The sequence below is a fragment of the Solwaraspora sp. WMMA2065 genome, assembly GCF_030345075.1.
Classification (GTDB): domain Bacteria; phylum Actinomycetota; class Actinomycetes; order Mycobacteriales; family Micromonosporaceae; genus Micromonospora_E.
Window position 1 is genome coordinate 5,670,756 of sequence record NZ_CP128361.1, and the last position, 23,664, is coordinate 5,694,419.

At 71.4% G+C, this 23,664-nt stretch carries 20 protein-coding genes and 1 riboswitch; of the genes, 10 read left to right on the forward strand and 10 right to left on the reverse strand.

All coding sequences use genetic code 11. The annotated features are described in order from the left end of the window. Positions 1–28: 28 nt before the first annotated feature. The 5 genes from O7610_RS25740 to paaN all read left to right on the forward strand — a co-directional run bounded on the left by O7610_RS25740 (position 29) and on the right by paaN (position 5,951). The gene (locus tag O7610_RS25740) at positions 29–847 is read left to right on the forward strand and encodes an inositol monophosphatase family protein (protein WP_281552964.1); all 819 of its coding nucleotides are present in this window, start codon (positions 29–31) and stop codon (positions 845–847) included. A 117-nt stretch (positions 848–964) separates the two neighbouring features. Beyond that, complete coding sequence (locus O7610_RS25745; protein ID WP_281552965.1) at positions 965–1,336, forward strand: SpoIIAA family protein; 372 nt, start codon at positions 965–967, stop codon at positions 1,334–1,336. Between the two features lie 128 nt (positions 1,337–1,464). Then, positions 1,465–1,606, forward strand: a riboswitch (SAM riboswitch). Between the two features lie 10 nt (positions 1,607–1,616). Continuing rightward, complete coding sequence (thrC, locus tag O7610_RS25750; RefSeq protein ID WP_282232437.1) at positions 1,617–2,921, forward strand: threonine synthase; 1,305 nt, start codon at positions 1,617–1,619, stop codon at positions 2,919–2,921. Positions 2,922–3,246: 325 nt separating this feature from the next. Further along, positions 3,247–4,260 carry a GNAT family N-acetyltransferase gene (locus O7610_RS25755; RefSeq protein WP_289212080.1) on the forward strand — a complete coding sequence of 338 codons (1,014 nt, stop codon included), beginning with the start codon at positions 3,247–3,249 and terminating at the stop codon, positions 4,258–4,260. 14 nt (positions 4,261–4,274) lie between these two features. Then, positions 4,275–5,951 carry a phenylacetic acid degradation protein PaaN gene (paaN, locus tag O7610_RS25760; protein ID WP_289212081.1) on the forward strand — a complete coding sequence of 559 codons (1,677 nt, stop codon included), beginning with the start codon at positions 4,275–4,277 and terminating at the stop codon, positions 5,949–5,951. Between the two features lie 75 nt (positions 5,952–6,026). On the opposite strand, the gene O7610_RS25765 is transcribed toward paaN, so the two are convergent. Both O7610_RS25765 and O7610_RS25770 read right to left on the reverse strand, forming a co-directional pair. After that, positions 6,027–6,566 (reverse strand): GNAT family N-acetyltransferase, encoded by a 540-nt coding sequence (locus O7610_RS25765; protein WP_281552969.1) that lies wholly within the window; start codon positions 6,564–6,566, stop codon positions 6,027–6,029. Between the two features lie 112 nt (positions 6,567–6,678). Further along, complete coding sequence (locus O7610_RS25770) at positions 6,679–7,602, reverse strand: serine hydrolase family protein (protein WP_281552970.1); 924 nt, start codon at positions 7,600–7,602, stop codon at positions 6,679–6,681. Between the two features lie 235 nt (positions 7,603–7,837). On the opposite strand from O7610_RS25770, the gene O7610_RS25775 reads away from it, so the two are divergent. Together O7610_RS25775 and groL are read left to right on the forward strand one after the other, a co-directional pair. Then, a complete protein-coding gene (locus O7610_RS25775) occupies positions 7,838–8,041 on the forward strand; it encodes a cold-shock protein (RefSeq protein ID WP_067305333.1) in 204 nt (67 codons plus the stop codon). 416 nt (positions 8,042–8,457) lie between these two features. After that, positions 8,458–10,080 carry a chaperonin GroEL gene (groL, locus tag O7610_RS25780; protein WP_281552971.1) on the forward strand — a complete coding sequence of 541 codons (1,623 nt, stop codon included), beginning with the start codon at positions 8,458–8,460 and terminating at the stop codon, positions 10,078–10,080. A 139-nt stretch (positions 10,081–10,219) separates the two neighbouring features. Here groL and O7610_RS25785 read toward each other — a convergent pair whose 3' ends face one another. Beyond that, positions 10,220–12,763 carry a S8 family serine peptidase gene (locus O7610_RS25785; RefSeq protein ID WP_502959055.1) on the reverse strand — a complete coding sequence of 848 codons (2,544 nt, stop codon included), beginning with the start codon at positions 12,761–12,763 and terminating at the stop codon, positions 10,220–10,222. 35 nt (positions 12,764–12,798) lie between these two features. Here O7610_RS25785 and O7610_RS25790 point away from each other — a divergent pair, with 35 nt between their 5' ends. Then, entirely contained in the window at positions 12,799–14,634 is a 1,836-nt protein-coding gene (locus O7610_RS25790) for a glycerol-3-phosphate dehydrogenase/oxidase (RefSeq protein ID WP_289212082.1), read from the forward strand. 26 nt (positions 14,635–14,660) lie between these two features. Here O7610_RS25790 and O7610_RS25795 read toward each other — a convergent pair whose 3' ends face one another. Continuing rightward, a complete protein-coding gene (locus tag O7610_RS25795) occupies positions 14,661–16,070 on the reverse strand; it encodes an FAD-binding oxidoreductase (protein WP_289212083.1) in 1,410 nt (469 codons plus the stop codon). 99 nt (positions 16,071–16,169) lie between these two features. On the opposite strand from O7610_RS25795, the gene O7610_RS25800 reads away from it, so the two are divergent. Further along, entirely contained in the window at positions 16,170–17,336 is a 1,167-nt protein-coding gene (locus O7610_RS25800; protein ID WP_289212084.1) for an FUSC family protein, read from the forward strand. Then, positions 17,333–19,129 (forward strand): PrsW family intramembrane metalloprotease, encoded by a 1,797-nt coding sequence (locus tag O7610_RS25805; protein ID WP_502959056.1) that lies wholly within the window; start codon positions 17,333–17,335, stop codon positions 19,127–19,129. The genes O7610_RS25800 and O7610_RS25805 overlap by 4 nt, the downstream gene beginning before the upstream one ends. Positions 19,130–19,136: 7 nt before the next feature. Here O7610_RS25805 and O7610_RS25810 read toward each other — a convergent pair whose 3' ends face one another. The 6 genes from O7610_RS25810 to O7610_RS25835 all read right to left on the reverse strand — a co-directional run bounded on the left by O7610_RS25810 (position 19,137) and on the right by O7610_RS25835 (position 23,573). Continuing rightward, positions 19,137–20,351 carry a helix-turn-helix domain-containing protein gene (locus O7610_RS25810; protein ID WP_289212085.1) on the reverse strand — a complete coding sequence of 405 codons (1,215 nt, stop codon included), beginning with the start codon at positions 20,349–20,351 and terminating at the stop codon, positions 19,137–19,139. Next, a complete protein-coding gene (locus O7610_RS25815; RefSeq protein ID WP_289212086.1) occupies positions 20,321–20,587 on the reverse strand; it encodes a hypothetical protein in 267 nt (88 codons plus the stop codon). Before O7610_RS25815 ends, O7610_RS25810 begins: the two co-directional genes overlap by 31 nt. After that, positions 20,584–20,715, reverse strand: coding sequence for a hypothetical protein (locus O7610_RS25820; protein ID WP_289212087.1), 132 nt, complete (start codon positions 20,713–20,715; stop codon positions 20,584–20,586). Before O7610_RS25820 ends, O7610_RS25815 begins: the two co-directional genes overlap by 4 nt. A 272-nt stretch (positions 20,716–20,987) precedes the next feature. After that, on the reverse strand, positions 20,988–22,103 hold the full coding sequence (locus O7610_RS25825) for a helix-turn-helix domain-containing protein (RefSeq protein ID WP_289212088.1): 1,116 nt from the start codon (positions 22,101–22,103) through the stop codon (positions 20,988–20,990). Between the two features lie 309 nt (positions 22,104–22,412). Continuing rightward, positions 22,413–22,913 carry a hypothetical protein gene (locus O7610_RS25830; RefSeq protein WP_289212089.1) on the reverse strand — a complete coding sequence of 167 codons (501 nt, stop codon included), beginning with the start codon at positions 22,911–22,913 and terminating at the stop codon, positions 22,413–22,415. Between the two features lie 321 nt (positions 22,914–23,234). Further along, positions 23,235–23,573, reverse strand: a complete 339-nt coding sequence (locus O7610_RS25835; RefSeq protein WP_123605868.1) for a GroES family chaperonin — start codon at positions 23,571–23,573, stop codon at positions 23,235–23,237. Positions 23,574–23,664 lie beyond the last annotated feature (91 nt).

Genomic DNA, 23,664 nt, shown 5'->3' on the forward strand with positions numbered 1-23,664 from the left:
GGCTGGTGGCCTGTCTAGGGTTGGCGGCATGGCTGACGATCCGCTTGCCCTGGACGACCTGCTCACGATCGCGACACAGGCCACCGCACGCGGTGCCGAGCTGATCCGTACCCGTGAGCCCGGACACCTGGCCGGCAAGGGTGACCGGGACTACGCGTCCGAGGTGGATCTCGCTGTCGAACGGGAGCTGCGTGCCTTCCTGGCCGACGCCACCCCGCACGTCGGGTTCCTCGGCGAGGAGGAAGGCGTCTCCGGGGTCGGCGACGGGCCTCAGTGGGTGCTGGATCCGGTCGACGGCACGGTCAACTTCGCGCACGGCGTACCGCTGTGCGGGGTGTCGTTGGCCCTGGTCCGGGACCGGCGTCCGGTGGTCGGGGTGATCGAGTTGCCGTTACTGGGCGGCCGGTACACCGCGACTCTCGGCGGGGGCGCGTGGCGCGACGACCGGCCGATCCGGGTGCGGGGCACGACGCGGCTGCCCGACGCGTTGGTCAATCTCGGCGACTTCGCGGTGGGCGACGAAGCCGCGGAGCGCAACGCCGCCCGGTTCGCGCTCACCCAGCGGATGGCCCGGGGCGCGCTGCGGGTGCGGATGCTCGGCTCCGCCGCGATCGACCTGGTCTGGGTGGCCGACGGTCGTACCGATGTGTCGATCGCCCTGTCGAACAAGCCGTGGGACATGGCCGCCGGCACGTTGATCGCCCGAGAGGCGGGTGCCGCCGTCGTCGACATCGACGGTACGCCGCACAGCCTCGACTCGTTCGCGACGATCGCTGCGGCTCCGCAGCTGCTCGACGAGGTCCTCGCGCAGGTGCGGGCGGCGGCTGACGACGGCGGGCTCACCTGACGACGGCGGGCTCGTAGGTGTGCAAGGTCGCCTGCCGGGAACGGCAGTGGACGGCCGTGCCGGGTCGTCGACCCGGGCGGCATCCGGGACCCGGACGGCGGCAGGGAAGGAACGGGGATGATTACCAGGATCGGGCAGGAAGGGAACGTGCTCGGTTACGAAGTGGCCGGGAAGCTGACCGAGCAGGAGTACCAGGACCTGTACCGGGAGCTGCGGGCGGCGATCGCCGAGTACGGCTCGGTCTCGGTCCTCGGCCGGCTGCCGGACGACGGACTGCCGGGTATGGAGCTGTCGGCGATCGATGACCGGTTACGGTTTGCCCGGGAGCATCTGACCGACATCGACCGGGCTGCGGTGGTCGGCGGCAACCGGGTGGCCGAGTGGGTGACCCGGGCCTCGGACGCGATGACGCCGATCGAGCTGCGGCACTTCCACGCCGGCGCGGAGCAGCAGGCCTGGGACTGGTTGCGTCGAGCCCGCCCGGTGTGACGGCCGGTCGCGCCCGGTCGCGCCCGGTCGACGTTCGGTGGCGGCCGGTGCGGGCTTGCTCACACCCTGGGATCGCCGGGTGCCCGGTCCGACCAGCGCCCGTACACTCGCTGGAAACACAACTTCATACCTCATCCAGAGGGGCAGAGGGACACGGCCCGATGAAGCCCCGGCAACCACCCCCACCCGTCGCGCCGGTCGCAATCGGCCAGCCGGGGCAGGTGCCAATTCCGTCCCCGTCGCACCGCGCGGCGCAGGGAAAGATGAGAGGACAGCCGCCATGACGTCGCTGATCGACGCGAGCACCACCAGCCCTGACTCCGCCCCGGTGAGCACCACCAGCCCGGCCCGTGTCCTGGTCTGTCGCGGCTGTGGTGCCGAATACCCGCTCGCCGCGCAGCACGCCTGTTACGAGTGTTTCGGGCCGCTGGAGGTCGGCTACGACCCAGCGGCTCTCGCCCGCGTCACCCGGGCCGACATCGAGGCGGGCCCGGCCAACATCTGGCGGTACGCCCCGCTGCTGCCCGCCGGTCAGGACCCGGCCACCCGGGTCAGCCTGGATCCCGGCTTCACCCCCCTCGTCCCGGCCGCCGCGCTCGCCGCCGAGCTCGGCATCCGGGCGCCGCTGTGGGTCAAGGACGACAGCGCCAACCCGACCCACTCGTTCAAGGACCGGGTCGTTTCGGTGGCGCTCACCGCTGCCCGTACGCTCGGTTTCTCCCGGTTTGCCTGCGCCTCCACTGGTAACCTGGCCAACTCGGTCGCTGCGCACGCCGCCCGCGCCGGCGTACCGTCGATCGTCTTCATCCCCGGCGACCTGGAGCCCGGCAAGATCGTCACAACCGCGGTGTACGGCGGTGAGCTGGTCGCGATCGAGGGCTCCTACGACGACGTGAACCGGCTGTGCAGCGAGCTGGTGGAGACCGACGAGTTCGAGGACACCGCGTTCGTCAACGTCAACGTGCGGCCGTACTACGCGGAGGGGTCCAAGACGCTCGGCTACGAGGTGGCCGAGCAGCTCGGCTGGCGGATCCCCGAGCAGGTGGTGATCCCGATGGCCAGCGGTGAACTGCTCACCAAGGTGGACAAGGCGTTCACCGAGCTGGTCGAGATCGGTCTGGTCGACGCGCCAGCGAACGGCTGGCGGGTGTTCGGCGCTCAGTCCGCCGGTTGCAACCCGATCGCGACCGCGCTGCACCGCGACACCGACCAGATCGTGCCGGTGAAGCCGACCGGGATCGCCAAGTCGCTCAACATCGGCGACCCGGCCGCCGGTCTGTACGCGTTGGAGGCGGTGCGGCGCACCGGTGGCTGGATGGACTACGCCGACGACGACGAGATCCGGGCGGGGATCCGGCTGCTGGCCCGGACCACCGGTGTGTTCGCCGAGACGGCCGGTGGGGTGACCACGGCGGTGCTGAAGAAGCTGGTCGGCAGTGGACGGCTGGACCCGGCCGCCGAGACGGTCGTCTACAACACCGGCGAAGGCCTGAAAACCATCGACGCGGTCGCCGGGCAGGTCGGCCCTACTCATCGGGTGAAACCGTCGTTGCGTTCGGTTCGTGAGGCAGGGCTGCTCGGCTGACCTTCTGACCAGCGCACCCTCCACTGAATCGGCTGATCGGCCTACGCTGATCAGCCGATGTTCGTGTGCGGTCCGTAGTCAGAGTTTTGCCATAGGTCGAGAAAATACGCCGGTGGGGTCTTGACGGCTGCACTTGCACGGCGCAGGATGCTCCGTGCGGGAGGACGACTCGCCGTAAGGGCCCCGACCGAGCTTGGCAACAATCTCAACCCCGGGTCCCAACGACCGACGGCGCCGGAGGCGCTGTGCGAGCGTCCTCCCGACCAACATCCCCCGACCGGTAATTCGGTCGCGCTGGTGGTCCCGCCCCGTCACGCTCGACGGCATGGACATCACCATCACCCCGCTGGATCCGGCCGACGAGGCCGCCTTCGAGCAGGCGTACCAGATCAAGCGGTCGGCCACCTCCGTCCCGGACATACCGCCGACGCCCCGGCAGTGGTTCGAGGCCCTGCTGCGGCATCAGCGGCACAGCGTACGGTTCGAGGCCGCGTTGGCCAGTGTGGACGGCGTACCGGTCGGGTTGGTCGCCATGGAGTTCCCGTTGCTCGACAACCTCGACAACGTCGGCGTGGACATCCAGGTGGCCCCCGGGCACCGGCGGCGCGGCATCGGTCGCGCACTGTACGCGTACGCCGTGCGGCGGGCCCGGGAGGTCGGCCGCACCCGGATCATGGGGCACTCGGCGGACACCATGCCCGGCGGCGTCGCCCGCGACCCGGCGCCGACCGCCTTCGCCCTCGCCGTGGGGGTCAAATCGGCCCTGGTCGAGGCGCGCCGTCGGCTCGAAATCGACGCGGTCGACCAGCCGGCGCTCGACGTGATGCTCGCCGAGGACTGGCGCCGCGCCCCCGGCTACGAGTTGCTGACCTGGGTCGGACCCTGCCCTGAGGACTACCGCGCCGATCTCGCCTACCTGGACGGGCGGATGGTGACCGACTCGCCAATGGGTGACCTGGAGTGGGAGCCGGAAAAGGTCGACGCCGACCGGATCCACGAAGCGGATCTGGCCCGGGAGGCGGCCGGCACCCGCAGCTACCACACGGTGACCCGACATCTGGACAGCGGCCGGATCGTCGCCTGGAGCAACATCACCCGGCAGGCCGAACCGGACTGGCACGCCTATCAACAGATCACCATCGTCGACCCGGATCATCGCGGTCACCGGCTGGGCACCATCGTCAAGATCGAGAACCTGCGGTTCACGTTGCGCCACGAACCGGCGCTGCGGGTGATCGACACCTGGAACGCCGACAGCAACCAGCACATGATCGCGATCAACGAGGCGCTCGGCTTCCGGGCGGTCGACATCTGGCAGAACTGGCAGCAGACCATCTGAGGCATGATGACGGCATGACGGAGACCCCGCACCCGCTGTACGTCACGCACGCCGACACCCTGGCCCGCGCGCTGACCGCGATCGTCGAACGCGACTACTGGTCGGCCTACCCCGAGTCGCCGAGCCCTCGGATCTACGGCGAACACGCCGCCGCCGAGGGCGCGGCGGCTTTCCGCGCCTACCTGGGCAGGGATTTCCCCCTCGACCAGCCCACCGCCACCGGCGAACCGGTCGCCACCGACGACAGCCCGTTCGGCATCGAACTCGGCGCCCGGTACCCCCGCGCCGACGCCGACCAGCTGATCACCGCCGCCCGGGCCGCGCTGCCCGCCTGGCGCGAGGCCGGCCCGCGCAGCCGGGCCGGCGTCTGCCTGGAGATCCTCGCCCGGCTGCACGAGCACAGCTTCGAGCTGGCCAACGCGGTGCAGTTCACCACCGGTCAGGCGTTCGTGATGGCGTTCCAGGCCGGCGGGGCGCACGCGCTGGACCGCGCGCTGGAAGCCATCGCCTACGCGTACGCCGAGATGACCCGCCACCCACGGACCGCCGGTTGGGAGAAGCCGACCGGTCGGGGCGAGCCGCTGCGGATGGCCAAGACGTTCCATGTGGTGCCGCGCGGCGTCGCGCTGGTCATCGGCTGCCACACCTTCCCGACCTGGAATTCCTACCCGGGGCTGTTCGCCTCCCTGGTCACCGGAAATCCGGTGCTGGTCAAGCCGCACCCGGGCGCGGTGCTGCCGCTGGCGATCACCGTCCGCTACGCCCGCGAGGTGCTCAGCGAGGCCGGCTTCGACCCGAACCTGGTGCAGCTCGCGGCCGAGGCGCCGGGGGAGCGGTTGGCGACCGTCCTCGCCGGCCGCCCCGAGGTGCGGATCATCGACTTCACCGGCTCCACCGAGTACGGCGACTGGCTGGAGGCCAACGCCCGTCAGGCCACCGTCTACACCGAGAAGGCCGGTGTCAACACGATCATCGTCGACTCCACGGCGGACTTCGCCGGCATGTGCCGCAACATTGCCTTTTCCCTCTCGCTCTACAGCGGCCAGATGTGCACCACCCCGCAGAACATCCTGGTGCCGGCCGGCGGCATCGAAACCGATCAGGGGCACAAGAGCCCGGACGAGGTGGCCGACGGCATCGCCGCCGCGATCGGCAAACTGACCGGCGACCCGGCCCGGGCGGTCGAGCTCATCGGCGCGATCGTCGACGACGCGGTCCTCGACCGGCTCGCCGCAGCGGCCAAGCTCGGCGAACCGGTGCTGGAGTCGCGGGAGATCAGCCACCCGGCCTACCCGAACGCGGTGGTGCGTACCCCGCTGGTCGTCAAGCTCGACGCGGACGCCGACGACGTCTACGGCCGGGAGTGGTTCGGGCCGGTCACCTTCGTCGTCGCCACCGCGTCCACCGCGCACAGCGTCGAGATCTTCCGACGTACGGTCGCAGCCCGGGGTGCGCTCACCGCCGGCGTCTACTCGACCGACCAGCGGGTGCTCGCCGACGTGGAGACCGCCGCGCTGGACGTCGGTGTGCACCTGTCGGCGAACCTCACCGGCGGCGTGTTCGTCAACCAGTCGGCGGCCTTCTCCGACTTCCACGCCAGCGGTGCCAACGCCGCGGCGAACTCGGCGTTGACCGACGGCGCGTACGTCGCCGGCCGGTTCCGGATCGTCCAGTCCCGCCGGCACGTCTGACCCGGCGCAGCACGGGAGCCGGGTCGGCTCCCGTGCCGGCCCGGTGTCGGGTCGGCTCCCGTGCCGGCCCGCCGGTCACGCCGGCCGGCGCATCTGCAACTCGGTCAGGTCCGGCCGGGTCGGGTGCGGCAGGCGTACGCCGGTGTCGGCGAAGCCGAGCCGCTGGTACGCCCGTACCGCCCGGTCGTTGCCGACCACCACCTCCAGCAGCAGCTCCGGCCGCCCGGCCGCACGTGACCAGGCAGCGACCGCGTCTACCAGTTCGGCGAGCAGGCTCCGGCCGCGCCAGGCCGGGCTGATGTAGACGGCGAACAGGACGGACACCGACGGGTCGTCGCGCCAGACGTGTGCTCCCGCGTGCGCCACGAACGATGTCGGTCCGGTCTCGGCCACGAACTGGGCGATCAGGTCACCGACGGCGGACCGGGCTGCCCGCTCGGCGTACTCGTGCAGCGGGCGGGCCGCCGCGTCGGCGAGCCGTTCGATGAACGCCAGCGGCGAATCGGCGAGCATCTCCAGCCGCAGCGCGCGCATCCGGGCGGCGTCGTCGGCCCGGATCCGCCGGACTGCGGCTACCGGCGGTACGACGTGGTCGGTGTCGGTCCCAGTTCCCATGCCGGCATGCTTGCCCGGCGCGGCCCGGCGGACAACCGGAATCCCGCCTTCGGCCCGGCCCGTACCGGTCACGCCACCAGCCGCCACGGTCATGCCCTCGCCGGCAACGGGGTCACGCCACCAGCAGCAGGGCGGTGCCGAGTTGCCGGCAGTAGTCGATGCCGTGGTCGAGCCCGTGCCGCCCGGGGTAGCGGGCCAGCGCGCCGATCACCCAGGTCTCCCCGATCGCGAGGCAGCTGACGTGCCAGAGCCCGTCCTCGTCGCGCAGCAGCCAGCCATTCTTGATCGCGATGGTGGCCGCGTACTCGGCGGTGAGCGCGTCCCGCGGGCCGAAGTCGCCCGCACCGCGGACGGCGCGCATCTCGGACAGCAGCCACGGTGTCCACTGCGGCCCGGCCGCCCGCCCGTCGGCGAGGCAGCGCCCCAGCCTGGTCACATCGCGGGCGGAGACGATCGTGTTGCTCCACCGGTCGCGCTCCGGGGCCGAGTCGGTCAGTCCGCAGATCCGTACCATCCGCTCGATGGACTCCTGGCCACCGACCCGGTCGTAGGTGGCGTCCGCGCCGGGATTGTCGCTGTCCCGGATGATCGACGACAGCTGGGCGAGCTGAGGTGTCCGGAGCATGTGGCCCTGTTCGTCGGCGCGGCGCAGGTCGTCGGCGGCCAACCACACCTTGATCAACGACATGGTGTCGCTCTGTGCGGTGAAGTTCGGTGACCCGGTGATCAGCCCGGTACGCCGGTTCAGCGCCGCCCAGGAGAAGAATCCGTCGGTCGGTGTCGGCACCGGCCCGGCGCGCAGCAACACGCTGCGCTGATGGTCGTGGTCCTGGTCGGCGACGGTCCAGCCCGGCTCGCGCGGCGGTGGTTTGCCGGCGTCCCCGGGCAGGCCGCCGGTGAACGCCGACAGCACGATGAGTAGCCCGACGGCGGCGGCCACCGGGTGGCGTTGGCGGGCGCGGTCATGTCGGGGCGCGGTGCGGTCCGGCCGTCGGACGGCCCGGCTGCCAGGCGCGCGATGCCGTCCGGACTTCACGTTCTGCGGTGTACGGGACACACGTGGTCAACGAAATGTGGTGCCAGAGAGACTTGACTGGGGGTTAATGTCCCCTTTTGGGGTAGTGCGGTGCCGTCGGACCTCGTGTAGCGTGCGATTTCGGCTGCTGTACTCGGGCACCCGCACTGGAGTCCCGATCGGTGGCTTCGGTCGGCGAACGCGCCGACCAGAGGGCCGGCAGAGGCCCGGCACGACAGAAGTGAGGAAGTGCACCGTGGCGCAGGGCACCGTGAAGTGGTTCAACAGCGAGAAGGGCTACGGTTTCATCGCGGTCGACGGGGGGCAGGACGTCTTCGTCCACTTCTCCGCGATCGAGATGGACGGCTACAAGGCGCTCGACGACGGGCAGCGCGTCGAGTTCGAGATCGCTCAGGGGCAGAAGGGTCCTCAGGCGGAGAGGGTCCGGGTCATCGCCTAGTCGACACAGTCTGCGTACCCGCAAGGCGTCGGTTCTCCTGGTGGAGCCGGCGCCTTTCATCGTCTCGCCGCCCGGCGATCCTGCTCACCTGATCCTGACCGCGACCGCTGTCGGCGGCCGTGCGGCCCGAAGGGGTACGTCGGGCCGGCAAGTTGCTGTTCGCTTGCACTCGACAGGGGAGAGTGCTAAACAAGGATTGGCACTCGCCAACCGGGAGTGCCAAAGGTCGGGGCGGTGGGGCCACCGCCGTCGTCCCGCTTCGCGGGGTGGCGGAGATGGCCGGTCGTCGCGGGCTATCCGGCCCGGCCGGCGGACGTCACTGTCGTCAGGTAGCGACGTCCGAAGGTGCGTAGAGCAGGCGGCATGGCGGAGCTGACCGGCTCCGGTGCTGCGAGCGTCCAGGAGGACAACGCCGTATGGCCAAGATGATCGCGTTCGACGAAGAGGCGCGCCGCGGTCTCGAGCGGGGTATGAACACCCTCGCCGACGCCGTCAAGGTGACGCTGGGCCCGAAGGGCCGCAACGTCGTGCTCGAAAAGAAGTGGGGCGCCCCCACCATCACCAACGATGGTGTGAGCATCGCCAAGGAGATCGAGCTCGAGGACCCGTACGAGAAGATCGGCGCCGAGCTGGTCAAGGAGGTCGCCAAGAAGACCGACGACGTGGCCGGTGACGGCACGACGACGGCGACCGTCCTGGCCCAGGCCCTGGTCCGCGAGGGCCTGCGCAACGTCGCGGCCGGCGCGAACCCGATGGCCCTGAAGCGGGGCATCGAGGCCGCCGTGTCCAGCGTCGCGGAGGAGCTGAGCAAGCTCGCCAAGGACGTGGAGACCAAGGAGCAGATCGCGTCCACCGCGTCGATCTCCGCCGGTGACTCCAGCGTCGGCGAGATCATCGCCGAGGCGATGGACAAGGTCGGCAAGGAAGGCGTCATCACCGTCGAGGAGAGCAACACCTTCGGCCTGGAGCTCGAGCTCACCGAGGGTATGCGCTTCGACAAGGGCTACATCTCGCCCTACTTCTGGACCGACCCGGAGCGGATGGAGGCCGTCCTCGACGACCCCTACATCCTGATCGTCAACAGCAAGATCTCCTCGGTCAAGGATCTGCTCCCGATCCTGGAGAAGATCATGCAGTCGGGCAAGCCGCTGCTGATCATCGCCGAGGACGTCGAGGGCGAGGCGCTGGCCACCCTGATCGTCAACAAGGTGCGCGGCACCTTCAAGTCGGTTGCCGTCAAGGCTCCCGGCTTCGGTGACCGCCGCAAGGCGATGCTGACCGACATCTCGATCCTCACCGGCGGCCAGGTCGTCAGCGAGGAGCTCGGCCTGAAGCTCGACGCGGTGACCATCGACATGCTGGGCCGGGCCCGCAAGGTCCAGGTGACCAAGGACGAGACCACGGTCGTCGACGGTGCCGGCGACGCCGAGCAGATCCAGGGCCGGGTCAACCAGATCCGGGCCGAGATCGAGAAGAGCGACTCCGACTACGACCGTGAGAAGCTGCAGGAGCGGCTGGCCAAGCTGGCCGGTGGCGTCGCGGTGATCAAGGTCGGCGCGGCCACCGAGGTGGAGCTCAAGGAGCGCAAGCACCGCATCGAGGACGCGGTGCGCAACGCCAAGGCAGCCGTCGAGGAGGGCATCGTCCCTGGTGGTGGCGTCGCCCTGGTGCAGGCCGGCAAGACCGCCTTCGACAAGCTCGACCTGGTCGGCGACGAGGCGACCGGCGCGCAGATCGTGAAGATCGCGCTGGACGCCCCGCTGCGGCAGATCGCCGTCAACGCCGGCCTCGAAGGCGGCGTCGTGGTGGAGAAGGTCCGCAACCTGGAGGCCGGCCACGGCCTCAACGCCGCCAACGGCGACTACGTGGACCTGCTGCAGGCGGGCATCATCGACCCGGCCAAGGTGACCCGGTCGGCGCTGCAGAACGCCTCGTCGATCGCGGCGCTGTTCCTGACCACCGAGGCCGTGGTGGCGGACAAGCCGGAGAAGACCCCGGCTCCGGCGGGTGCGCCGGGCGGCGGCGAGATGGACTTCTGAGTCCAGCCACGCCGCAGTAGCGACAAGAAGGTAGCGACAAGACCGCAGGGCGGTTACCGGGCAGCTTCCCGGTAACCGCCCTGCGGCGTCTCTGCTCCCGCCGGTCAGCCGACCGGTGCGCAGACCGGCCGAGCGCCGATCAGGCGTTGGACCGGGCGGCCTGCACCGCCGCGTACGCGTCGACCAGGCCGGCGCCGGTGAGGTTCGCCGGGTCACCGCAGGTGTCACCGCCCCCGGTGCCGGCCTCGGCGGCGGTCTGCCGCAGGATCCGCGCCGTGCCGTCCAGATCACCGATCAGCTCCGGTTGCGCCGACCACAGCAGCGCCACCACCCCGGCCACCTGCGGGGTCGCCATCGACGTACCGTCCAGCGCCGCGTACCCGCCGCCCGGCATCGCCGACAGGACGTCGGCGCCCGGCGCCACCAGGTCCGGCTTGACGGTGCCGTCCGGTGCCGGGCCCCGGCTGGAGAAGTCGGTGACCTCCCGGTCGGCGTCCACCGCGCCGACGGTCAGCACATCGGTGTACGGGGCCGGTGGGTCGTCGACCGAGCTGCAGAACGGGCCGGTGTTGCCGGCGGCGGCCACCATCATCAGCCCGGCGGCGGCCAGCGCCTCGGTGGCCGGCCGCAACGAACCCAGGTCACAGCCTTCCAGCTCCGGGCAGCCCCAGGAGTTGGTCAGCACGTGCGGGGCGCGCTCCGGTCGCCCGTCGGCGAACGGGTCGCCCCCGGTCGGGAATGGGGCCAGCATGAACTGCAGGCAGTCCAGGTAGCGTGCCGGGTTGCCGAGGTTGCGGTCCAGGTTGACACAGCCGACCCAGGACGCGCCCGGCGCGACCCCGATCGAGGTGTCGCCGACAGCCGAGCCGAGCGTGTGGGTGCCGTGCCCGTTGTTGTCGGTCGGCGTACCGGTGCCGTTCCACGGGTCGAACCAGGAGTCGCCGCCGCCCCGGAACCCGTCCGCGAGCGCCGGGTGGTCGCCGTCCACCCCGGAGTCCGAGGCGCCGACCACGATGCCGGCGCCCTCGACACCAAGCTCCGTCCAGACCCGTTCGGCACCGAGCATGGTGATGTTCCACGGCGGGGTACGCGGAGCGGGCTGGTCGCCCCGTTCGGGCTCGACCGTGGCCGGCAGCGGCCGCAGCTGCTGACTGATCAGCACCCGGTCGACGTCGTCCCGCCGGGTCAGCCAGGGCCGCAGCGCCGGCCCGGCGTCCACCTCTATCGCGTTGACCAGGTAGTACGGCGTGTAGGACAGCCCCCACCCGTCCAGATCGTCGCGCAGGTCGGCCTGGCTGGCCTCGGCGGTGTCGACCAGCCGTTGAAAGACCGTACGGACCCGTTCGTCGCGGGCCTGCGGTCCGGTGCCGCGCGGCACGTCGGACAGGTCGGCCTGCTCCCGCAGCACCACGAACAGCCGTTCGCCGTGCAGTCCCGGCTGCCCGACGGCGAGGTGCACGGCGGCACCGGCCACCGCCAGCACCGCGACGGTGGCCACCGCCACCCACCGCAGCGGTCGACCCGCCAGCCGTGGTGGTCGACCCGCCCGCCGCCAACCGAGACCGAAGCCGAGGCCGACACCCAACGCGAGCGCCAGCGCCAGCCCGACGCCGGCACCGACCGCCGCCCAGAACGGCACGTCACGGCCGATGGCCAGGAGCAGCGAGACCTCTTCCGGGTCGAGCAGGGCCAGCGGTCCGGCGGCGGACAGCCCGGCCAGTACGCCGACCGGCGCGCTGGACCGGTCGGCGGCCCAGCCGATCGCCGCTGCCGCGTACCCGATCGGCGGCAGCACCAGGATCGCGGCCAGGTGCCCGCCGGGTTGGCCGATGCCGGCGGCGAGCAGCAGCAGCCCGACCCCGGCGACCGTCCCGCCGAGCAGGATGGTGCGCACCGCCGAGCGCCCCTGCGGGCCGGCACCGATCGCCGTCCAGAACCGGCGGGGCAGCAGTTCGGCGGCGTACCAGCCGATCGCGGCCGCTGCGGCGACGGCGAGTGCCGTCTCCACCGCGCCGCCCAGCGCGCCGACCCACCACCAGGGCAGCAGCATGACCAGCCCGGCCGCGACGGCGAGCAGGACAGCGACCATCCGGTCCGCCTTGCCGGACTGAGCGTGAGCTGGCTCGGCCTGAGCTGACTGAAGCTGACCTGGTTCGGCCGGACCTGGTTCGGCCGGACCTGGTTCGGCCTCGCTCGGTTCGGCCCGGCGCCGTAGCGCCCGCAGCCCGGCGGCGCCGCCGGCGGCGAGCACGGTGAGCGTTGCCAGGTACAGCTCATGGTGGACGGTCGGTACGGCCCGCAGCAGCCCGAAACCGCCGAGGGCGAACGCGGCGACCAGCCAGGCCCGGCCGGTCGCCCGTACCGCCGGTGACCGGGGCACCAGCGCCAGCAGCATGGTGGGTACGCCGACCAGCAGTGCGTTGCCGAACGCGATCAGTGGCCAGACCACCGCCGGGGTGGGCAGCCCACTGGCCTGCAGGACCTGGTCGGTCAGCCAGCCGCCGGCCTGCGCGAACACCGTTACACCGACCGACCAGATCGCGATCGCCACCGCGGCGACCGTCGGCCACACGCTGGCCGGCGGCGGCCCGGCGGCGGCGGACGGCTGCATCGGGTACGGCGGCTGCATCGGGTAGGGCTGACCGGGGTACGGGTAGCCGGGATGACCGGGCGGCTGCGTCATGTCCGTCACCCTAGGCGGCCGGATACGGTGGAGAGGTGCGTGACCCTGCCGTCTCCCGGTACGCCGCCGGCCAACTGTCCGTGACCCGCCGCGCCGCCGATCTGCGCCGCCTACGTGGCGAGCGGTTCGACGTACTGGTGATCGGGGGTGGGGTGACCGGCGTCGGCGCCGCCCTCGACGCCGCGTCGCGCGGTCTCAAGGTGGCGCTGGTCGAGGCCCGCGACTACGCCGCCGGCACGTCCAGCCGGTCCAGCAAACTGATCCACGGCGGGCTGCGCTATCTGGAGCAGCTCGAGTTCGGGCTGGTGCACGAGGCGTTGACCGAGCGTGGGCTGCTGGCCACCCGGATCGCCCCGCACCTGGTCCGGCCGGTGCCGATCCTGGTTCCGCTGCCGCAGGGTGGCGCCAGCGGGCCACGGGCGCTGCCCGGCCGGCTCTGGCGGCGGGCCTACTACGGCACCGGGGTCGCCGCGTACGACGCGTTCGCCGGGGTGTTTGGCGGCGGCCGGGGGATGCCGCTGCACCGGCACCTGTCCCGCGAAGGCACCCGGCGGCTCTTCCCCAGCCTGCGGTCGGACGTCGTCGCCGGCGCCATCCGCTACCACGACGGTCAGGTCGACGACGCCCGGCTGGTGGTCACCCTGGCGCGGACCGCGGCCAGCCTCGGCGCGGCCGTGGTGACCAGCGCCCGCGCCGTCGGCCTGCTGCGCCAGGCCCGCGAGGTGACCGGGGTGCGGGTCCGGGACATGGAGGCCCGGCCCGGCGATCCGGACGCCGAGTTCGAGGTACGCGCCCGTACCGTGATCGCGGCCACCGGCGTGTGGAGCGACGACGTGTCGCGGATGCTCGGCGACGTCGGGGTCCGGCCCGGCCTGCGGGTACGCGCGTCGAAGGGCGTGCATCTGGTGGTGCCCCGGTCGGCGATCACCGGTGAGGCCGGGCTGATCCTGCGTACCGCCACCTCGGTGCTGTTCGTGCTGCCCTGGGGCGGGCACTGGATCATCGGCACCACGGACACCGACTGGCGGCTCGACCGCGCCCACCCGGCCGCCTCCGAGCGCGACATCGGCTACCTGCTCGACCAGGTGAACACGGTGCTGGACCGGCCGTTGACGCCGCGCGACATCGAAGGGGTGTACGCCGGGCTGCGGCCGCTGCTGTCCGGTGAGGCGGACTCGACGTCGCGGCTGTCCCGGGAGCACGCCGTGGTGGAGCCGATGCTGGGTCTGCTGCTGGTGGCCGGTGGCAAGTACACGACGTACCGGGTGATGGCCGCGGACGTGGTGGACCGGGCGGCGGCCCGGCTCGGGGTGAACCGGCCGTCGCGGACCGCCGACCTGCCGCTGCTCGGTGCCGACGGGTTCCCCGCGATGTGGCGGGACCGGGCTGACGTGGCCCGCCGGCATGGCGTCCCGGTCGGGGTGCTGGAGCATCTGCTGGAGCGGTACGGCACCCTGGCGGTGGAGCTGCTGGCGTTGATCGGCGACGATCCGTTGCTGGCCAGTCCGGTGCCCGGCGCACCGGAGTACCTGGCTGCCGAGATCGCGTACGCGGCCCGCGCCGAGGGCGCGCTGCATCTGGACGATGTGCTGACCCGGCGGACCCGCATCTCGATCGAGACGCCGCACCGGGGCAACGAGTCGGCCGGGCACGCCGCCGAGGTGATGGGCCGGGTGCTCGGCTGGGACGACGCGGTGCGGGCCCGTGAGGTGGAGCACTACCGGGCCCGGGTGGCGGCGGAGCTGCAGTCGCAGCGGATGCCGGACGACGCGACGGCCGACGCGGCGCGGCTCGGTGCGGCGGACGTCCGTGGTTTCGCGGCCGACCGGGGCGTGGACTGGCCGACCGACTCCGACGTCACCGCCGGCTGAACATCCGGCTGGCCGGCTGAACATCGCTAGCCGGCTGAAGGCCAGAGCAGTTTGCCGGGGTTCAGCAGATTCGTCGGGTCCAGCGCCTGTTTGACGGCGCGGTGCACCCGCATGCCGACCGGGCCGATCTCCTCGGCCAGCCAGTCGCGTTTGAGCAGGCCGACGCCGTGCTCGCCGGTGCAGGTGCCGCCCAGGTCGAGCCCGAGCCGCATGATCGCGTCGAACGCCGCCCGGCCGCGCGCCAGGCTGTCCGGGTCGGCCCGGTCGACCACGATGTTGGGGTGCAGGTTGCCGTCGCCGGCGTGCCCGACGACGCCGATCGGTACGGCGTGTTCGGCGGCGATCGCCTCGACGCCGTCGAGCATCCGGGCCAGCGTCGAGCGGGGCACCGCCACGTCGTCGATGATCAGCCCGCCGTTGCCGGCGGGGAAGGTCTGCGCGGCGAGGCGTTCCATCGCCGGGTGGGCCAGCCGGCGGGCCTGCAGCAGGGCGGCGCCCTCGACCGCGTCGCTGGCGGCGTACACCTCGGCTGCGCCGGCGGCGGTGCACACCTGCGCGATCCGGTCCAGGTCGGTGCCGGCGGCGGTGCCGGTGTCGACCGAGGCGAGCAGCAGCGCGGCCGCGTCGGTGCGTAACCCCATCGGCCGGTACGCCTCGATCGCCTGCAGATGGGTACGGTCCAGCAGTTCCAGCAGGCTGGGGCTGAGTCCGCCGGAGGCGATGCCGGCGACGGCGGTGCCGGCTGCGGCGGTGGAGTCGAAGACGGCGACTAGGGTGAGCGAGGTGTCGGCGGCCGGCCGCAACGCGACGGTCACCTCGGTGATCACCCCGAGGGTGCCTTCGGAGCCGACGAACAGCCGGGTCAGGTCGTAGCCGGCGACCCCCTTGGCGGTACGCCGGCCGGTGCGCAGCACCTCGCCGCTGGCCAGCACCACTTCGAGCCCGATGACGTATTCGCCGGTCACGCCGTACTTGACGCAGCACATGCCGCCGGCGTTGGTGGCCACGTTGCCGCCGATGGTGGACGACTCCCACGAGCCGGGGTCCGGCGGGTAGCGCAGCCCGTGCCGGCCCACCTCGGCGGCAAGGGTGGCATTGACCACGCCGGGCTGGACGACGGCGGTGCGGTTGACCGGGTCGACGTCGACGATCCGGTCCATCGCGGCGGTGGAGAGCACCACCGCGCCGTCGACCGCGTTCGCCGCGCCGGCCAGCCCGGTCCGGGCACCCTGCGGCACCACCGGTACGCCGTACCGCGCGGCGACCTTGACGGTGGCGACCACCTCGGCGGTCCTGCGGGGTCGGACCACGACGGCCGGGGTGCCGGCGGCGCACAGGTCGGCCTCGTCGCGCTGGTGGCCGCGCAGCAGGTCGGGGTCGGTGAGCACTGCGGCGTCGGGCAGCTCGGTGCGGAGGGCCTCGATGAGGTCGGACATCTTCGCAGGCTAGCCAGCGCGGCACCGGACCGGCCACCTCGGGCGTGACCGGATGGGCAATACCGCCTTAAGCCGCAAACTGCTCGGTACGCTGCCCGCATGGCCGACGTCGGGAAGCCACCACGTGCGGCGGCGGCACCCCGTCTCACCGGGCTGCTCACGCTGACCCGCAGCCGGGTCGGAACCGAGTTGCGGGAACGGTCGGACCGGGTCCGCGCCAACCTCGTACTCGCCCTGCAGGCCGGCCTGGCGGCGGCGCTCGCCTGGTTCATCGCCCGCCGGGTGATCGGCCACCCGGTGCCCTTCTTCGCCCCGATCGCGGCGGTGATCATCCTCAGCGCCTCGATCGGGCAACGGCTCAAACGCGCCGCCGAACTGGTGGTCGGGGTCGCGGTCGGGATCGCCATCGGCGACCTGATCGTCATCACCATCGGCACCGGCACCTGGCAGTTGCTGCTGATCGTGCCGCTCGCGGTGATGGTCGCTGTCTTCCTGGGCAGCGGCGCGGCCCTGGTCACCCAGGCCGCGTCGTCCGGAGTGCTGGTCGCCACCCTGACGTCGCAGTCGGAGAACCTCTACCCCGACCGGTTCATCGACGCCCTGGTCGGCGGATTGGTCGGGCTGGTGGTGCTGATTCTGCTGCTGCCGCTCAACCCGCTGGTCATCGTGCGCCGGGCCGCCGATCCGGCGCTGGACGTCCTGTCCGACATGCTGATCCTCAGCGGCAAGGCGTTGGCTGGGCGGGACCGCCGCCGGGCCGAGGCCGCATCGAAGCGGCTGCACGATGCGGAGAAGGAGTTGTCCGAGTTCCGGGAGGCGGTCGAGGCGGGACACGAGACGGCGGTCCTGGCGCCGGCGCGCTGGCGGGCCCGCGGCCCGCTGGCCCAGTACGCCGAGAGCGCCGAGTACGTCACCCGAGGGCTGCGCAACTCACGGGTGCTCACCCGGCGGGTGGTCTCCCTGCTGACGGAGGACGAGCCGGTGCCGTCCGCCCTGGCGGAGGCGGTCTGTCACCTCGGCGACGCGGTGCGCATCCTGCGCCACGAACTCGACGCGGGTACCGACCCGGTGCGCACCCGGCGGCGGGCGCTGGACGCCGCCCGGTGCGCCGGTGTGGCGTACGACGCCGGGGTGGGGTTCAACGGCAGCGTGGTGGTAGCCCAGGTCAGGGCTACCGCGAGCGACCTGGTCCGGGCCAGCGGGATCGAGGCTGGCACGGTCGAGGAGATGGTCAGTGAGGCGTTCGGGCGCGACGGCCCGGAATGACCGGCCGGGCGACACGCTGCCCGCCGTTGGTCGGAGCTGGCTACGCTAGCCCAATGTCCGACACTGTCCCCGGTGGTCCATCCGGCTCCCGCCCTGCGGCGGATTCGAGCGATCCGACCGAACCGGTGGATGCGGTGTCTCTGCCCGAGCAGCCAGCTCCGGAGACGTCGGCGGAGCCGGTGTCCCCGGCCGCCGCCCCGACGGAGCCGGCGGACGGGGTGGTGCCGGCGGGGCGGCTGCGGCGTAGCGTCTGGCTGCGCTGGCTGGCGTTGGCCGGCATCGTGGTGCTGATCGCCGGCTGCGGCGTCGCCATCCTGGTCTACCTCGGCACCGCGCTCGGCCCGGTCGCGTTGACCGTCGGCGTCATCGCGGCGGTGCTGCCCGTACCGGTGCTGGTCGCCTGTTTCCTGTGGCTGGACCGGTACGAGCCGGAGCCGGTGCGCTACCTCGCCTTCTGCTTCGCCTGGGGTGCGTTCGTCTCCACCTACGCATCACTGAACGTGAACAACTTCTCGGCGGATCTGCTCTACAACCTGGGCTACTCGGAAGCGTTGGTGGCGGTGCTGGTGGCACCGTTCATCGAGGAGCTGACCAAGACCCTCGGGCCGATCCTGCTGCTGCTGACCCGCCGCCGCGAATGGTCCGGCATCACCGACGGTATCGTCTACTGTGGCATGTCGGCGATCGGGTTCGCGATGGTGGAGAACATCCTCTACCTGGGCGGTTACGGCTACGCGGCCGGCGCCGACCAGTACGGCCCGGCGACCGGTGCGCAGAACGTCTTCGCCATCTTCATCGTCCGGATCCTGTTCACCGGCTTCGCCCACCCGCTGTTCACCTCGATGGCCGGTGTGGGGCTGGGCATCGCCGCCCGTACCGCCGACCGCCGGATCCGGGTGCTCGCGCCGACCGCCGGGCTGCTGCTGGCGATGATGCTGCACGGGGCCTGGAACCTGATCCCGACGCTGGTCGAGGCGACCGGCCAGACCCTGATCCTGCTGTACGGCTACATCGGGCTGATGGTGCCGATCTTCTTCGGCATGGTCGGCCTGGCGGTGTGGCTGCGCAGCTGGGAAGGGCGGCTGACCGAGCGGGTGCTGCCCGACTACGTCCGGGCCGGCTGGTTCACCCCGCCGGAGGTGGCGGCGCTGGGCAGCCTGGGCCGGCGGCACTCGGCGCGCCGCTGGGCCAGCCGGGTGGCCGGCGAGCCGGGCGTACGGGCGATGCGCGACTTCCAGGCCGCCGCCACCAAGCTGGCCCTGCTGCGCGACGGGCTGCTGCGCGGCCTGGAGAGCAAACCGAAGGAGCTGGCCCGGCACGCCAAGGAGGAGCAGCGGCTGCTGACCGCGCTGGCCGGCTACCGGCAGGCGTTCGTCGGCCGGGACCCGCAGGCGCCGCACGCGCTGTGGAACGGGGTGGACTACCAGATCGCCTTCCCGGACGGCAGCCAGCGGCAGGTGCCCGCGCCGGATGAGCCGGTGGTGCCGATCCCGGTGGTGCTCACCGCGCCACCGCCGCCTCCGCCACCGACGTTCGCCGGCTACCCGGGTTGGCCCGGTGCCGGGCCGGGCACCCCGCCCGGCTACGGCCCACCCCCGTTTGCCGGCTACGGCCCCCCGCCACCTGGTTACGGCCCGCCCTCTGGCTACGGCTCTCCGCCGCTTGGCTACGGTCCACCGCCACCGCCGGGCTATGGCGCGCCGCCCCCGGGCTACGGTCCGCCGTCCGGGTATCAGGTCCGGCCCGGCCACGACAGCCCACCGCCGTCCGGCTACGGCCCGCCTCCGGGCTAGCGGGAGATCAGCAGCGGGTCAGCCCGAGCGCCGTGGCCAGCCGGGCGACGCCGGCAACCTGCGGTCCGCACCGGGCGATCTCGGCCACGACGGTACGGGCGGAAGGCCGGCAGCGGATCTCAGCCGGTGCGACGCGGTCCGCCTCGACGAGCCACCGTCCCGCCGCCGCGAAGTCGCCGACGTCGAGGTGTGCGCGTGCGGCGTCCACCAGGTATGCCGCCCGGTGTTCGGCGGGCAGTCCGCGCCACGTCTGCCGCCGGGTGGCTGTCTCGTGTCGGCGTACCGCCTGCCGGGCGTCGCCGGACTCCACCGCCGCCACGATGTGCGCCAGTTCGACGGCCGCCGGGCCGAAGCTCGCCGTCCGGTAGTCCTGCCCGTCGCCAACTCGCCCGGCGACGTCGGTAGCCCGGCCGAGGAGTTCACCGACACTTTGTGTTTCGCCGCAGCCGGCGGCGGCCAACCCGGCCTGCAGCAGCAACGTCCCGTACACCGTCCGGCACTGCGTCGACGCGGCTCCACCACTCGACGCGGCGACCCGGTCGGCGGCGGCGACCGCTGTGGTCATCGCCAGCCGGCCCTGGCCCAGCCCGCGCAGCGCCTGCGCGAGCGGCGCCGCCGCCGACCCGGCCAGTAGCGGATCGCTGCCCGCCGTGGCGAGTGCCCGGTCGGCGGTCAGCCAGGCCAGCTCCGCCTCGCCGACTTTGACCAGCACGAGCGCGGTGACCCGGTACGCCCGCACCAGCGGCTCCGTCCCGTGTCCCGGCCGTGCGGTGTGCAGCCGCCGTGCGGCGTCCAGCAGCTCCGGCACCGTCCGCAGCAGCCGGGGATGGTCCCCGTGCCGGTACGTCGACCAGGCATGCTCCACCCGCTGCGACACCTCCCCGGCATCGGGTGCCGGCCCGGCCGGGCCGGCAGCGAACACCTCATATCGCGCCAGGGCCGCCCGGACCGCGTCGACACCGGCCACCGGGCCGCCGGACTGCGGCTGGCCGGTGTCGCCCAGCAACTCCGTCGGGTCGACCCGCAGCACGTCGGCGACCTGCTGGATCAGCGAGAACCGGTCCAGGGTGCGGACCCCGCGCTCGACCTTCTCCACCCAGCTCTTCGACCGGCCGATCCGGTCGGCGAGCACCTGCTGGGTCATCCGCCGCCGTACCCGCCACAGGGCAACCCGCCGCCCGACCGCCACAGTCACCGAGGGCTGCCGTCGATCCACGTCCACGACACGAAGCGTTCGTACAACTCGGCCGGGTCGGTGATCCCGGCCTCCTCGGCGGCGACCGTCAGCAGGTCGCCTACGTCGATCGACAGCGCCAGCGGCTCACCGACGTACGCCTCCGCCAACTGCGTCCGGCCGGGTGGGCACGGCCACGGCGTCCCCTCCGGGCACACCGCGCAGCACCACGACGGACGCACCGGCTCGTGCACCGGCTCACCGCCGGCCCGGTGCTTCTTCACCGCAGGTAGTGCCGGCCGGCGTTACCGCCCCGCCGCTCGGCGCGGTCGGTCCGGGTCGCCGGCCGCCGGTCCGGCGGCGGCACCGTACGGTCGGCGTACCGCCGCCGACCCGGCACCGGATAAACCACATCGACCGGTATGTCCGCACGCTGAAACCACTTCCCGAACACAGGCGTCCCCCTCGACGAGTGTGGAGGGCGGCGACCCGAGGTGGCTCTCCGTGTCGACCCCGGGCCGCCGCCGTAGACGGGCCCGACGCGCGAAAGGGCGATCACGGGAAGACATCGGGCCCAGCTAAGCGAGGTCTCGCAGTCCTGCACATGCCGTTGGAAACTCGTGTATCAGGCGCCACTCAACCTCTACGAGTAGCCTGGCGGCAACGTGCGGTGAGGTCTACTGTTCAGCCGTTCGCTGGCCGCTTGCGAACAGCTCGCCGCAGCCGGGCCGATCCGGTGGCATCGGCAACCGTCTGGACCTCTTCGAGCGTCTGAGTGCTCGCGTTCTGATCCCCGACCGCCGCATGCACGTCGGCAAGCGCGAGAAGGTAGTCGCCGGCCCATTCGGCGTGCCGCTGCACATCGGGAAGGGCGGCAAGGCCAGCGGTCAGGTCGCTGATCGCGGCATCGGCTGCCCGGCGATCGGTGCTGGCGTGGATGGCGTGTACGAGTCCACGCTCCATCGTCAGGAAGGCGGCGGACCGGTAGTAGTGCCAGGGTGGAGGATTGCTGCCGATGGCATCGAACTCTGCGGCCAGTTGGTCAGCCTCGCGGATTGTTTCGGTCGCCGCCCGGCGATCATCCACATGGGCTACCGCGCGCGCTAACTGCAACGTGTCGTATACCCGCTCGCCGATGTAGACCTTGGAACCGCCGGCGAGCGCCGCTCGGGACAACTCCGCGGCCTCCGTCGGTCGCCCGCACAGCTCTGCAAGGTGCCCTCGGAAGCTGACCACGAGAGCAATCAGGTCCACATCGCCGGCCGCTCTAGCAGCCGCCTCCGCTCGGGCGAGGGTGCGGCGAGCAGCCCCGTACTGGCCGAGGGTCATCTGCAGCCACCCCACGAGCTGCGCCGACTGCCCGTAGAGGTGCTGCAGCTGAGCTTGCCCGGCCCCTGCGGCGGTAGCCACCAACCGCTCCATGGTGGCCAACTGCGCGGCAGCCGCATCGACTACCGCAGCTGATCCTACTGCGTCCTCGAGCCGGCGGTGCTGAGCCAGAATCACCGCGAGGGCGTCAACAGCAGCGCTGCTCGTGTCGCCGGTAGCGAGGCGAGAACGCTGATCACCATCAAGGCCGGCGGCATCATCGACAACGAGACCAGCGAGTTTGCCAGCTGCCCCCAACGCCGCGTCCAGATGCTCGGCTACCGAGACGGTCGGCGTCTTGCGACCCGCCTCAAGCTCACACAGATAGCTCGCCGAGTACGCGACCTGGCGGCCCAGCCCTCGGTAGGACAGCCCAGCGGCTTGCCGCAGCGACCGCAGAGTGGTCGGCCAACAGGGATCGACAATGATCATGATCACGGCTCCCATGCGGTGGATCTGGAGACGGCAGTCGGCTCGATGGCACCGCCTCCAACCGCACATAAGACGATACCCGCTCAGCGGGCTCAGGTCGTGCGCCTGGCTTGCGCTCGCCGATGATGTCCGTGAGATAGCACTTTCCTGTTGGCGGTCCGGGCGGCGCTGCGCCAGTGCGCCAATCCTGGTGTAGCGTAAAGCGGGCCGAGCTAGCCGGTAAGCGATTCCTCGGTCTGGAAAAGAATAGCTTGGCTGCGGTAAGGGTCAGTGATTCCGGCCGCGATTCTAGCGTTGGGGAAACAGTGATCAATGGATGTTGAGCTGCTCGCGCATCTTGGAGCGCAGTCGATCTCTTGGCTCCCTGGACTCTTCCTTTGTCTGCTCATATTCGGTGCGGTCGCCGGTGGATGCCGTCCTGCCAAGTGTCCATATGCTGCCCAAGCAATCTCTTGCGGCCTGCCGTACATCTGAATTTCCCGTGATGCATACAGCTAAGTATGAATGCTGAAGCTTTCGCATCTCCTCACCTGCATATTCCCACCAGAAAATGTCGGGGTCCTGCGTGGCACTTCTGCTTGCCGTCAGGGCGTATGTGGTCTTCATGAATGCTGCATCGTAAGATTCCAGGTACTTGATGAACTCCGCGCGCAGCTCCTCTCGGTGCTGACGTAGATCATTTCGGGCCAACTGTTCGCGCATTACGTCCCTTTGATTTCGTTGCAGCAGAAGTGCTGAGGCCAACGATGTCAAAGATGTAGCTATCACGCCTGCAAGAGTGCCTGCGACTGCGATAACTGCGGGGTCCATATTTTATATTCTAGCCCAAGGTTGCAACAGCTCGGCGCGTCGTCGGAATTCGTAGTGTGTCGCGGCGTAGATGATGTCGATGAATGCATGCAGTGGAGTAAGCCCCGATCAAGATCTCCTAGCGAACATCACAGGCGACGGTGACCGCGTACCATTCGGTGTTGACCATGCCGCTGGGCGTGCCTATATGTCGGACATATAGATCCCGTCGGCCCATTCGGTCAGCAAGTTTTTCGACCGTCGTGCTACAGGAACACGAGCACGTCGACCGGGAAGCGATGCGGGACCGGTTCGGTCATCGGTCCCGTCACATGACCTCAGCTAGAGGTACAGGCCGGTGGAGTCTTCCTCGACCCGCTGGGCGGCCACCGCGTGCACGTCGCGTTCGCGGAGCAGGACGTAGCCCCGGCCGTGCAGCTCGACCTCGGAGCGGTCCTCCGGGTCGAACAGCACCCGGTCGCCGGTGACGATCGAGCGTACGTTCGGTCCGACCCCGACCGTGGTCGCCCAGGACAGTCGCCGGCCCACCGACGCGGTGGCCGGGATCACGATGCCGGCGGTGGAGCGGCGCTCGCCCTCGCCGCCTTCGAGTTTGACCAGTACCCGGTCGTGCAGCAGGCGGATCGGCAAACCGTTGTCGTGCGGTGGGTCGGCGGTCACGACCGAACCGTACCGCGTGCGTGTGCCGGCTGGTCGCGGGTGGGTCGTCCGGCACCCGACACCGGCGGCAACCGGCCCACCCGGACGGCTG